The following is a 13626-nucleotide window of genomic DNA, read 5'->3' on the forward strand; positions in this document are numbered from 1 at the left end:
GATTATTGGAATTATATAATTCTATATTTTAGAGTGAGATGAATACGTATGTTTAAGATATAAGTTGTATAAATTTTCAATGAATGTGGTGTGTGCCTATTGCAGGTTGAGTGTTTTGTATATTTTTGCTTCAGTAGTAAAAAGGTGTAACACTTAAAAATGTAATGTTTATGAGAATCCAACTTTTAGCCAAGGGTGATTTCCTCAAACATCTACACACATCTGGAAATAGAAAAGTGAGTAGGTGGGATTTTGTTTCGTGCCTTTACCGGCTTGGTAGCTTTACCAACCCAGGCATACAAAGAAGTAATCGATTTTTAGAAGGAGTGCTGAAGCAGCCGCTGCTAATAGAAGTGCGACCAATGTCTAATTTTTTCATCGGCTAATTCAGAACCTTCAGCCGGGCAATTCTCCTGCCTTGGCGGCGCTGGAACCAACCAGTGTCAACAAATAAAAATCGATTACTTTTTATTTAAACAATATGAAGAAACATTTACTCGCATTAACTTTATTTTTGATCGTATCAGCGCAGGCCTTTGCCCAGGTGGCTCCCTCTTTCGATATTTTCATACTTCCATACCGTTTTGGCGACAAATCAATGACCTATTTCGAAGGCAATGGATTTGATACCCAGAATGCGCGCATCATGACCCAGGGGAATATTGTTTATTCCAGCACGAACTCTAAGTATGACCCGGCTAAAGTAAAAGACTTTATTCTGCGTTTCTACCCGGATGTTAATACCACAGAGAACCTGGTGCTAGACTGGGAAGCTGGTCCCTACGCTGATCTTCGAGATTACCCTGTAACAGACAGCCGTTTCAAAACGGCAGAGGCTACACTGCTGAACTTGCTAAGCGAGATACGAAAGTATAGACCGCACCTGAAGCTCTCTTATTATATGTTACCGTATCGCACCTGGAACGAATGGCAGGCAGCTAACTATAATGCACCCGGTAAACTGGATAACATTATGGCAAGTGTAGACTTTATTGCGCCATCACTGTACTTTTTGTTTGCCGACGAAGAGGTAGGGCGTACAAGAAACATGCAGTACATGAAAGATAATCTGGATATGGCCATGAAGTATGGACAGAAGTATGGCAAGCCGGTTTATCCTTTCCTGTGGCACCGTGTGCATTTTCGTAGCCCACTCTATGGAAAGGCGATTGTGCAGGAAGGTGTTTATACGGACTATGTTAAGTACATGAAAGACTACTCGTATAATGGGGCCAAGCTAAAAGGTATGTACTGGTGGGATGGCATTGAAGGCAAATTGGAAAACCTTGCTGGTGTTAATAACTGGCTGAACGGCTCGGTATACGATGAGGCTACCTATGATCAGATGATCGTAAATATGGCTAAATCGATGAAGGCTGCCTTAAATTCGGGTACAGCTGCGCCGGCGCCATTACCACAGCCTCTACCTGTTCCAATTGTGATTGCGCAGCAGGTTGTAGAACTTGCCTTATATGATGCCGTTACCGGACAGCAGCTGCAGACGCTTGCAAGCGGCGCGACGCTGAATCTGGCCACCCTGCCGACCAAGAGCTTCAACATCCGGGCTACGACCAACACCACTGTAGGCAGCGTGCAGTTTGTGATGAGCGGTACTGGGAGCAAAACAGCTACCGAAACACTGGCTCCTTACGACCTGATGGGAGATACCGGTAGCTGGACACCTGCCGTGGGTAACTATACTTTAAAAGCCACTCCTTATACAGGTGCTAAAGCCACTGGCGATGCCGGTACTGCACTTTCCGTTAGCTTTACTGTCATCAACCAAACACCACCGGCCGTTGTAAGCTATACTTTATTTGACGCAGCCACACGTCAGGAACTGCAGACGCTTGCAAACGGTGTGACGCTCAACCTGGCAACCCTTCCCAGCAAAAGCTTCAACATCCGGGCAAATACCAGTGCTCCGGCCGGTAATGTGGTTTTTGCGCTTAGCGGCGCAGAAAGCAAGAACGTAACAGATGCTGCAGCTCCTTTCGAACTGCTGGGTGATGCCGGCAGCTGGACGCCGGCTGTAGGTAGCTACACGCTTCAGGCAACTGCTGCTTTGGCTGCCACAGGAGAGACAGGTGCTACGCTGGCCATCGGCTTCAATGTGATCAACCAGGCGCCGCTGGCCGTAACAAGCTATACTTTGTATGATGCCACTACCGGACAGCAGCTGCAGACGCTTGCAAGCGGCGCGACGCTGAACCTGGCCACCCTGCCGACCAAGAGCTTCAACATCCGGGCTAACACAAATAATACGGCCGGTAAGGTGTTGTTCACTTTAACTGGCGCAGAGAACAAGAATGTAACAGATGCTACAGCGCCTTATTACCTGGCAGGCGAAGCCGGCAGCTGGACGCCAACAGTAGGTAACTATACACTTCAATCTACAGGATATTTAGATGCGACTGATGAAGCTGGAAAAACCTTTGTAGTAGACTTTACTGTCATCAACCAAACACCACCGGCCGTTGTAAGCTATACTTTATTTGACGCAGCCACACGTCAGGAACTGCAGACGCTTGCAAACGGTGTGACGCTCAACCTGGCAACCCTTCCCAGCAAAAGCTTCAACATCCGGGCAAATACCAGTGCTCCGGCCGGTAATGTGGTTTTTGCGCTTAGCGGCGCAGAAAGCAAGAACGTAACAGATGCTGCAGCTCCTTTCGAACTGCTGGGTGATGCCGGCAGCTGGACGCCGGCTGTAGGTAGCTACACGCTTCAGGCAACTGCTGCTTTGGCTGCCACAGGAGAGACAGGTGCTACGCTGGCCATCGGCTTCAATGTGATCAACCAGGCGCCGCTGGCCGTAACAAGCTATACTTTGTATGATGCCACTACCGGACAGCAGCTGCAGACGCTTGCAAGCGGCGCGACGCTGAACCTGGCCACCCTGCAGACCAAGAGCTTCAACATCCGGGCTACGACCAACACCACTGTAGGCAGCGTGCAGTTTGTGATGAGCGGTACTGAGAGCAAAACAGCTACCGAAACACTGGCTCCTTACGACCTGATGGGGGATGTTGGTAGCTGGACGCCTGCCGTGGGTAACTATACTTTAAAAGCCACTCCTTATACCGGTGCTAAAGCCACTGGCGATGCCGGTACTGCATTCTCGGTTAGCTTTGCTGTGGTTAACATACCACAGGGGCCAACACTTGTACTGGTAAATGCGGATACCGACAAAGACATTCAGATTCTGACGAACGGGGATGTTCTGAACCTGGCAACCCTCCCGACCAAAAACCTGAATATCCGGTATAACAATATCACAGCAGTAGGTAGTGTAGTGTTTTCGCTGAGTGGCGCAAAAAGCCAGAACACAATTGAATCAGGCGCACCTTATGCCTTGTTCGGAGATAATTCCGGCGACTATAACGCCTGGGTGCCTGCAGTAGGCTCCTATATGTTGAAAGCTACGCCGTATTCTGCCTTAAAAGGTACTGGAACGGCCGGAACATCTCAGACTGTAAGCTTCTCTGTTGTGAACAGTACAACCGGCATCGCCCTTACCAGCAAGGCATCAACTGAAACCGGTCCTACTACTGGATTAACAGTATACCCTATTCCTGCCAAAACAGAGCTTCATGTGGATCTTAATTCAGCAGCTGAAGCCGGTATGGCAACAATAGAGTTGCTTGATGTAAATGGCCGAGTAATCCTGAGCAAGAGCGTGAACACCGCTACTGATGGCCATACAACAAAGTTGGACCTGCAAAGCGCAAGCCAAGGCGTCTACATTCTCTCTGTAAACTCCGCTGCCGGCCGTACTACAAAGCGCGTAGTGATCAACAGATAATCACCTGAACCTTCCTGGTAACACAGGAAAATTTATCCAAAATAAAAAAGGCCCCGGCAAACGCCGGGGCCTTTTTTATTTTGGATATGTAACTACCAGCAAGCTGGATAGAGCCCTGATAAGCATGCTTATATTTACTTATATAAATTTATGCATGTTTATTCTTTTTCTATCTTATTATAATAAAGTTAGTTACTGAATGGTTAAGGATTTAGGTGCAAGTTTCCGGCAGAAATGAATAAACCTTTAAAAGGTATTGCCGTTGAATGACATTGTTGAGTTTACAACATCATAATTGCTTAGTAAAGTGAAAATATTTTTAGCCGCCTTATTAGTCGCTGTCATTGCTTTTTTTACCCAAACCAATGATCAGGCAGTACAGAAGGCTACATTAAAGAAAAGAGCTGCCTCGTTTAGTGTATACATCATCAATGAAAGGTTTGGGCCTAAAACCACGGAATATTTTAAGGACCATAGGTTTAAGTTTGCTACGTTACAAACACAGGGATCCATTGTGCAGCGCGACAACAAATCCGTTGTTGACCTGGCCCGTGTAGAACGCTTCCTGGATGATAAGTTCCCTAAAAAGGATAGTGCCGGAATACTGGTACTGGACTGGGAATCGGAGCCATTCAAAAACTTAAGGATTTACAATGCTTCGGATAGTCGCTTTAGAGATGCGGAAAATCAATGGGTGTTGTTGGTAAGGGAAGTGAAACGGCTGAGGCCTCAGGTTAAAGTCGGGTTTTACGGACTACCTTTCAGGTCGTATCATGATTGGCAGAAAGTTAAATTTAACCAGCCGGGCAAATTAAATAAACTATTATCAGAAGTCGATTTTATAGCCCCTTCGTTATACATCATGTATGCTGATGAAGCTGTTGGCCGCGACCGAAACTTGCAGTATTTAAGAGATAACCTGGATGTAGCTCTGCAATATGGCAAGGAATTAGGAAAACCGGTTATCCCTTTTGTGTGGCACCGCGTCCATTATTCTGATAATATAAAGGGACAATCTCTGATTCCGAAAGAAGCATTTGCGACGTATGTAGATTACATCGGCAGTTATGTGCATAACAATAACCAGGTGAGTGGCGTGCTTTGGTGGGATTATGCCTCAAATGATAAAAGGATCAAAAATATTACCACCGTCAAAGATCCTGCCGAGTACGACTCCCTTATGAGGGAATACGCCAGTACGCTGGTAAAAGAACTCAAGTATTAACAACAATGTATAGCCCGCTTTTCGGGAAAGCTATTTCCAACCAGATATTTTAAAGGGGAAGGACTCCTCGGAATTAAATAAATTGAATTTATGAAAGTGCTGTTTGTTTTTGAGTTAGGGCTGTTACATTACAGAATTCCTATACTGGAAAAAATTGCAATGGATGAAAGTATCGAGAAATGCGATATCATTCATACCGAAGAGCATACGAATAATGTATACAAGTTTATTGAACTTAAGGCTACTGTAAAAACATACGGTAAATTTAAACTCTTGCCGGAAGTAAAGAAGCTAAAAGATGACTACGATGTGATCGTGTTTTCTTTTAACCTATGGCGCCCTAGCTGGATTTATACTTTGTTTTCGGCCAGAAAAGCCAAGTATATTTTGTGGGGGCAGGGCTTTGGCAGAGACAATAACTACTGGATAGCCCGAAAGGCCAAGCTCCACTTTGCAAATTGGGCCGATGCGCTCATCTTTTATACCGAAAGCGGATGTGCCGATTTCCAGGCGCATGGAATTCCCCGCGAAAAAATGTTTGTGGCCCGCAATACCCTGCATGTAGGCAATTCAGAGAGATCGGCAGAGGCCCTGAAAACAGATCTGCTTTATGTCGGCCGTATTCAGGAGCGCAAGGGCGTCGATTCGCTCATCAAAGCTTTTGCCATGATCAGAGAGGAGGTACCTGAATACGTGAAGGTGCGAATAGTGGGTAATGGGGATGTCACTTCGCTCAGATCGCTTGTGGAAGAGCATGCCTTGCAGGATAGAGTGATTTTTGAGCCCGGTGTATTTGAGGAAGAAAAGCAGAAGCAGGTATTCTTTAACGCCCTGGCGTATGTATCACCTGACCACGTCGGTTTAGGAGTGGTGCACAGCTTTGCCTATGGCGTGCCTGTTATAACCAATAAGAACCGGAAGCACGCGCCCGAGTTTGAATACTGTGATGAAACAAACAGCCTTTTATACGAAGGAGGGGTACAGGAACTGGCTCAAAAACTAAAGCTAATTTGCAACAACAGAGCGCTTCAGGAAGAACTGTCTAAGGGTAGTTATACTTATTATGATAACCACCTGCGCTCTGATATCATGGTTAAAGGTTTTCTGGATGCCTTTAATTATACTATGTCCAGGCGCCCGGATAAAGCCATGGCAGTTGGAATGGATACTGTATAGCAGGTGCCCGCTTTGTGATGCAGGAGCTGAACCCTCCCGGACAAAGCATTTCCGGATGGCGGTACACTGTTTCCGCAACCCATTCGCTTACATAACAATAAGATTATACAATGTATAGGATAGGCAGGCAAGTCATAGAAGCACTGTCTATACCTGTTAAAACATTTCGACACTTAAAACCAAACCCTTATGCTTGTAGCTATCATAGCTGGTGCTCGCCCGAACTTCATGAAAATAGCCCCCATCATCGAAGAAATTAAAAAGGCAAAAGAAGAGGGCAAGAATATCTCTTACCGCTTAATTCATACAGGCCAGCATTACGACAAAAAAATGTCTGGTGCCTTTTTTGAGCAGTTGGGTATTCCGGAGCCAGACGTAAACCTGGAAGCAGGTGGCGGCACCCAGGCCGAACAGACTGCTGCTATTATGGTACGTTTCGAGAAGGAACTACAGGAGAATAGGCCCGACCTGGTAATTGTGGTAGGCGATGTAACCTCAACCATGGCATGTGCCATCACGGCCCAGAAACTTTGCATTCCGGTAGCGCATGTGGAAGGAGGCATTCGCTCAGGCGACTGGACCATGCCGGAGGAAATAAACCGCCTGGTAACCGATAGTATCAGTAATTACTTTTTTACTACTTCTGAGGTAGCGAACAACAACCTGAAGAACTCGGGCATTGCCCCCGAAAAGATATTATTTGTGGGCAATACCATGATAGACACCTTGTTGAAGCAGATGCCCAACTTTACGCAGCCGCCTTTTTGGGATACGTATGGATTAAGTGAAAAGCAATACCTGGTGATGACGCTGCACCGCCCCTCTAACGTGGATGATCCGGAGCAGCTGAAGAAGTTGCTCGATGTGCTGGAAAACGGCGATAACAAGCTTCCGGTTATTTTTCCGGTGCATCCGCGCACGCGTAATAACCTGCAGAAGTTTGGCATTGCGTTAAAGCAGGTTAAAATGGTAGACCCGTTGGGATACTTGGAATTCAATTACCTGGTGCAGCATGCCAAAGGGGTTATTACAGATTCGGGTGGTATTACTGAAGAAACTACTGTAATGGGCGTGCCCTGCATGACGTTGCGAAATTCTACTGAAAGGCCAGAAACCTGTACCCTTGGAACAAACGAATTGCTGGGCAGCGATCCGCAAGCTTTAAAGCAGGCGCTGGACCGTTTATATGCGGGTAACTGGAAGAAAGGCAGCATTCCTCCGCTTTGGGATGGCCAGACAGCAAAACGTATTGTAGCGCATATTTGTGAAATATTTCACGTAAAAAATGAAGAAAGCTGCCCTGCTTATTAATACCGTACGGCACCTAAAAAGCAGACAGGTTATATACCAGGTGGCTTACCGCCTCCGCAAAATCAAGCCTTTGGGCGCCTATCAACCGGATGGGGGTATTCCGGAAGTACAGCCATTAACTTTTTCTGATTTTCTTCCGCCTCTTTCCTGTGCCGATGCGCACGGAACATTTGATTTCTTAAACAAGCCGGTCTGCTTTAAGAAGGAGGTAGATTGGGATTATATGCAGCATGGCAAGCTTTGGAATTATAACCTGCATTATGCACATTATGTGTTGCAGGAAGAAATTCCGTTAGCGAAGCGGCTGGAATGGCTTTATAGTTTGCACGCAAAGCTTAAAAGCGATGCTACAGGACTGGAGCCGTATCCTGTATCGGTAAGGGCCATGAACATCATACGCCTGCTTTGCCGGCACAAGCTGGAGGACCAGCAGGTGCTGCAAGCGCTGTTTGCGGAGCTCCGTTTCCTTTCCGGTCGGGTAGAGTATCATCTGCTGGCAAACCATGTCCTTGAAAATGCATTCGCCCTGTTTATGGGCGGTGCATACTTTAAGCAGACTGCATGGCTGGAGTTGGGCCAAAAACTTTTAAAGCAGGAATTACAGGAACAGGTGCTAGGGGATGGTGCACAGTATGAACTGAGCCCCATGTATCACCAGATCATACTTTACCGCATGCTGGAGCTGATTGATTGGTACCAGCATTACGATGAAAGGGATGAGCCCTTTCTAGCCGAGCTTCGCGCAAAAGCAGCGCTGATGCTTGGCTGGCTCCAAAACATTACCTTCCGGGACAATCATATACCCTATTTAAACGATAGCGCGCCCGGCATTACCTATACTACCGGGGAACTGCTCGGGTATGCCGAAGCATTGCGCCTGACACCGGCAGCAGTCGCCTTATTTGATTCAGGGTATAGAATGTTCCGGCAGGGCAAGTATGAATGTGTAGTGGATGTGGCCGAAATTGGCCCTTCATACCAGGCGGGCCACGGCCATGCAGATGCGCTTGCCTTTATCCTTCACTACAAGGATCGTCCGGTTCTGGTAGAAGCGGGTACTTCTACCTACGAGGCAGGAGCAATCAGAAACTATGAGCGTTCTACCCAGGCACATAATACGGTTGTGGTAAACCAAACAAACCAATCTGACGTATGGGGTGGGTTTAGGGTAGGCCAGCGAGCGCATGTAGCGCTGCTGAAAGATGAAGCAAACATACTTTCTGCGGAACATGATGGCTACCTGAACAACTTTAAGGTAAAGCATAACAGAACCTACACTTTTGGTGCATCCGAGATCATGTTGGTGGATCAGTTGCTGGGGCGCAACGTAACAGAAGCTGTCGCATACTTTCATTTACACCCAGACGTAACCTGTGAAATCGAGAACGATGCTGTGCGCCTGGAAGCGGTTGGTACCATGAGATTTGTAAACTCATTACGTATTGAGAAAAGCATTTATAATATGGCAGCCGGATTTAATAAGTGTATTCCGGCAACTGTAATCAAAGTTTTTTTTGAAGATAAGCTCGAAACCAGAATAGAATTCCTTTAACTATACTTCCTTATGAAGATTGTTTACTTCTACCAGTACTTTGCAACCCCCAAAGGCTCTTGGGGAACCCGTGTGTATGAATTTGCCCGAGAATGGGTAGAGAAAGGCCACGAGGTAACGGTTGTTACCAGCATCTATAGTAAATCAGATCTGACCGCGACTAAGTTTATAGAAGACCAATATTTTGAGGGCATTCACGTGAAGGTTCTCAATATTGTTATTGATAACAAGCAGTCATTTTACAAACGTATCTGGACGTTTCTTCAATACAGCATTCTCTCCTCTTATTATGCACTTACCTTAAAGGCCGATGTGGTTATTGCCTCGTCAGGGCCAATAACAGTAGGCATACCGGGGCTGGTTGCCCGCTACCTGCGGGGGCGGAAGCTGGTGTTTGAAACGCGCGATCTTTGGCCGGAGGGAGCTATTGAATTAGGCATAATCAATAACCCGCTGATGAAGAAGTTAAGTTACTGGTTTGAGAAACAGTGTTACAAAGCTTCTTCTTACATTATTACTCTGTCGCCAGGTATGACGCAGGATATAAAGCGCAGGTTCGGTATCCGTAACGTCGATGACGTAACAAATGCTGCTAACATCCCGCTTTTCTCCACTCCGGCGCCGTTTCCGAACAGTGTTGTCGAACCTTACAACTATGCTATTTATACCGGCAACATTGGCATGGTGAACAACTCCTACTGGCTCTACGAGGCAGCAAAGGAGCTTCGAAAGCTGGGCCGATCTGATATTGCCATTCTTATGATAGGAGAAGGGCAGCAGCGAGAGGAACTGGAGGAAAAAGCAAAAAAAGAAGGTGTTACCAATTTTATCCGGCTTGGCTTAATGCCTAAAGATAAGTTGGTAGGCTATGTTCAGAAAGCGCTCGTGTCTTTGGTGCCGCTAAAAGGTACTCCCGTGCTGGATACTTCATCGCCTAATAAGTTTTTTGAATCGTTGGCAGCAGGTGTTCCGGTCATTCAGAACACACAGGGGTGGATGAAGGATTTTTTAAACGAGCACAACGTCGGTTTTACCCTTAACCCAAATGACCCGGAAGAGCTGGCAAAAACGTTGATCTGGATGAAAGATAACCCGGACAGGATTCAGCACATGGGTGCCAAAGCGCTGGATGTGGCTACCCGGTTTTTTGATAAGGATTATTTAGCAGATAAAATGCTGCACATCCTGGAAGACGTGCATGCCGCTAAGCAATAATCCAGGCAGTGACAGGTATTTAAGACCGGGATTGTCTTTATCCTTTCATGTAGGGGTGCATCGCTCCTATAAGAATTCTTTTAAGCTACTGAGCTCCTTTCTTGACTTTTATGTGTGGTGAGGGTATCCTGTTATTTATCCCAAACAATATGGTCCAGCTAAAAGCTGCAGGCAAGTAAGCTCCCTATCCCTTGTAAATTTTCAACAAGATTTAATCTCCTGTACCTGGTTGTTATGTCCTTAGTATAAGGTATTTGGCGTTAAAAAAGAAAATTGCCGGATGGTGGTACGTTCAAATAGCTTATACTTTACAATACCAATAGTCGTGCAAAATGCGTTAACCTTTTTGAAAAAGAAAGGAGAATGGGGCGTTGTGTTTAGGCTGTTAAAAATAAAATAATTATGCATTAGAACAAAACAAATGGTAAAGAATACTAGTAATAACCTGCGGTTTGTTTTCTTAAAAAAGTAGTGAACAGGAAAGCCTTAATGGAATATATAGCTAAATTAAAAAGCTTAAAAAAATGATTTACTCATTTCTAGTAACCATTCACTAAAGAAGCCCGTTGGTTTATCAATAACTCTAACTCTTTAATAAATTAAATTTTACAGTTAGCTATACACAAACATGCCTTCGGCGTATATACAGTTACTCTGTTTTAATCTTCTTTTAGCCTTCGGTTTATTTGTGTTAAAATAATCTGTCAAATACAATTTTAATTATATTAATATAATCCTCAATACTATGGGTATGCAAATATCTCTACCTACCAAAGCCCTTCTTAATCGAAGCACACTCAAAGTGTTCAAAGAATATAACGTTAAGCTTAAAAAGTGTCTAATCGTTCATCCGGGAGATATGGCGGCAGAGTTTGTAAAAGAACCTGGTCTGTCTGACTTCTATTCGGTTGAATTTTGGGACGGTACCAGCCAAAAGGATCTTGCTGCAACACTTAACTCAAACAAATATGATGTTGTGTTACTGGATCCTAGTTCTACTGTATCGTTAGACAAATCGCAGCTAAAGCATATTAACAACTTGCGGGTTAACCAGATTTCTGTCTATAACCTTGCTTCCTTTCACGAGAATTTTTCAAAGCGTATTCCGCTGGCCCACTTTAAGTCGTGGCTTATCAACAGCGATATGTTCTTTGTGAGCTCCAGAAGCATGTTTATACTTCAGAAGCGTATCATTGATATCCTGGTTAGCCTCATGATTGCGCCATTTGCCTTAATGCTGGTGCTTTTAGCTGTGTTAGCGATAAAATGTACATCAAGAGGTCCTGCTTTTTTCGTTCAGAAAAGGGTAGGGATGAAGGGGCGTACGTTTAAGATATTCAAGCTGCGCACTATGTATCATTCGCCAGAAAAGGAAAACAATAGCCATACTATAAAGAATGATGCCAGAATAACGCCTGTTGGATATGTGCTTCGGAAAACTAAAATAGACGAGTTACCACAGCTTTTCAATATTTTATGCGGCCACATGAGCCTGATCGGGCCAAGACCAGAGAAAGAAGATATTGTGCAGAAGCTGATCGAAGATGCGCCTTATTATAATCTTCGACATTCCATCCGTCCAGGTGTAACGGGTTGGGCGCAGGTTAACTATCCTACGGCTACGCCGGAGCAAAGCCTTCAGAAGCTTGAGTATGACTTGTTTTATGTGAAAAACGCCTCTCATTCTCTTGATTTCAAAATTATACTTCAAACTATCAGAGTGGTATTTACATTAGATAGTTTGTAAGCAGCTAGACCTATTCGTAAGGCAATCAGAAGCGCTTAAAGAGATCGGATAAAACAAAAAGCCCGGATGAGCAATTTTGCTCATCCGGGCTTTTTGTTTGAAAGAAGCAGCTAACCTAATTAAACTAACCAGCCGGCAGTATTTCGGTGCTTACCTGGCCAAAGCCAATCCGGATGCCGTGGCGCTCTCCGTAGCCGCGCATGATCACGGTATCAAAGTCGTTAATGAACTGGCGCTGGGTGCCGTCTGAGAGCGTAATGGGCTGCGTGCCGCGCCAGGTTAGCTCCAGCATCGACCCGTATGAATCTTTCTCCGGGCCGCTGATGGTGCCGGAAGCATACAGGTCGCCGATTTGGATGTTGCAGCCATTGCTACTTTGGTGCGCCAGCTGTTGGCTGATATTCCAGTAGAGGTGTTTATAGTTAGAGCGGCAAATGCTGGTTGCCATACTTCCTTTTGGCTGCAGCAGCACTTCCAGGTTAATGTCATAATGGTGGTGGCCGGGAGAATCCAGGTAGGGAAGGGGTTTGGGGTCCTGCTCGGGGCCTTTCACTTTAAAAGGTGCCAGTGCATCCAGCGTTACCACCCAGGGCGAAATAGCCGAGCCAAAGCTTTTGGCCAGGAACGGGCCAAGCGGCACATATTCCCAGGTCTGGATATCCCGGGCCGACCAGTCGTTAAAAAGTACCAGCCCGAAAATATAATCTTCCGCTTCGGCAGGGGAGATGCTTTGCCCTAACTGGGTTTCTTTTCCGGTTATAAAAGCTACTTCCAGTTCAAAATCCAGCATCTTGCTTGGTCCAAAAACCGGAGCATCGGCATCTGCCACTTTCAATTGTCCTTTCGGCCTGTACAGGCTGGTACCCGAAACAACAATAGAGGAGGCCCGCCCATGGTAACCGACAGGCATATGTTTCCAGTTAGGCAGCAGCGCATTGGCTGGATCCCGGAACATGGCGCCTACGTTGGTAGCATGGGCCTCGCTGCTATAAAAATCGGTGTAGTTGGGTATTTTTACCGGCAGCAGCATTTCGGCCTCGCTTTGCTTTACTAGGCACTGCCGGATCAGGTTGCTGTCGCCGCTGATCTCTTCGTTGTCGTTGCGCAGCAGGTCGGAAACCCGGTTGCGAACCGCCCGCCATATTGGCTTTCCCAAGGCCATAAAGTCGTTCAGGTAGCGGCGGTGAAACACGTTCGGGTCCAGATCGATGAGTTCGAACATGTTTTGCTGGCCCACCACGCACAGATCCAGGATATACTCTCCTATTGCCACACCCACCCGCGGGTCGCGCGTATCCGTCCGGAAGATCCCATAAGGCAGGTTCTGAATCGGGAAGTCGCTGTCTGCTGCTATTTCTATCCAGGAGTGGAGGGAGGGGTCGTTTGCTTTTAACATAGGAAGAAGCCTTTGGGGTGAATAAACAAATATAGCTTTTTTGGCTCAGAAGGGAAACAGGGAAGCAGGGCTGTTTATCATGCCTGGCTGCAGGCCCCCCGTGCACCAGTTATACTTGCAATAGGGTTACCAGAAAACAAAAGCGGGTATAGCCGGCCTCTGCCCGCTATACCCGCTTTCAGCAAGTATACGTGATAGC

The 13626-nt window shown here is 46.1% G+C and carries 8 protein-coding genes; 7 read left to right on the top strand and 1 reads right to left on the bottom strand.

Annotation, left to right across the window (positions count from 1 at the left end):
- The first annotated feature begins 481 nt into the window (after positions 1–481).
- The 7 genes from LWL52_RS02900 to LWL52_RS02930 all read left to right on the top strand — a co-directional run bounded on the left by LWL52_RS02900 (position 482) and on the right by LWL52_RS02930 (position 12031).
- Positions 482–3805, top strand: coding sequence for a T9SS type A sorting domain-containing protein (locus tag LWL52_RS02900; protein WP_242916762.1), 3324 nt, complete (start codon positions 482–484; stop codon positions 3803–3805).
- Positions 3806–4112: 307 nt separating this feature from the next.
- On the top strand, positions 4113–5030 hold the full coding sequence (locus LWL52_RS02905) for a hypothetical protein (protein WP_242916764.1): 918 nt from the start codon (positions 4113–4115) through the stop codon (positions 5028–5030).
- 90 nt (positions 5031–5120) lie between these two features.
- On the top strand, positions 5121–6206 hold the full coding sequence (locus LWL52_RS02910; RefSeq protein WP_242916767.1) for a glycosyltransferase family 4 protein: 1086 nt from the start codon (positions 5121–5123) through the stop codon (positions 6204–6206).
- 189 nt (positions 6207–6395) lie between these two features.
- Complete coding sequence (wecB, locus tag LWL52_RS02915; RefSeq protein WP_242916768.1) at positions 6396–7517, top strand: non-hydrolyzing UDP-N-acetylglucosamine 2-epimerase; 1122 nt, start codon at positions 6396–6398, stop codon at positions 7515–7517.
- A gap of 40 nt (positions 7518–7557) precedes the next feature.
- Positions 7558–9069 carry a heparinase II/III domain-containing protein gene (locus tag LWL52_RS02920; protein WP_242916769.1) on the top strand — a complete coding sequence of 504 codons (1512 nt, stop codon included), beginning with the start codon at positions 7558–7560 and terminating at the stop codon, positions 9067–9069.
- A 12-nt stretch (positions 9070–9081) separates the two neighbouring features.
- Positions 9082–10284, top strand: coding sequence for a glycosyltransferase family 4 protein (locus tag LWL52_RS02925; RefSeq protein WP_242916770.1), 1203 nt, complete (start codon positions 9082–9084; stop codon positions 10282–10284).
- A gap of 745 nt (positions 10285–11029) precedes the next feature.
- Positions 11030–12031 (top strand): sugar transferase, encoded by a 1002-nt coding sequence (locus LWL52_RS02930; RefSeq protein WP_242916771.1) that lies wholly within the window; start codon positions 11030–11032, stop codon positions 12029–12031.
- A gap of 124 nt (positions 12032–12155) precedes the next feature.
- Here LWL52_RS02930 and fahA read toward each other — a convergent pair whose 3' ends face one another.
- On the bottom strand, positions 12156–13427 hold the full coding sequence (fahA, locus tag LWL52_RS02935) for a fumarylacetoacetase (RefSeq protein ID WP_242916772.1): 1272 nt from the start codon (positions 13425–13427) through the stop codon (positions 12156–12158).
- Positions 13428–13626 lie beyond the last annotated feature (199 nt).

The organism is Pontibacter liquoris, from assembly GCF_022758235.1.
Taxonomy (GTDB): domain Bacteria; phylum Bacteroidota; class Bacteroidia; order Cytophagales; family Hymenobacteraceae; genus Pontibacter; species Pontibacter liquoris.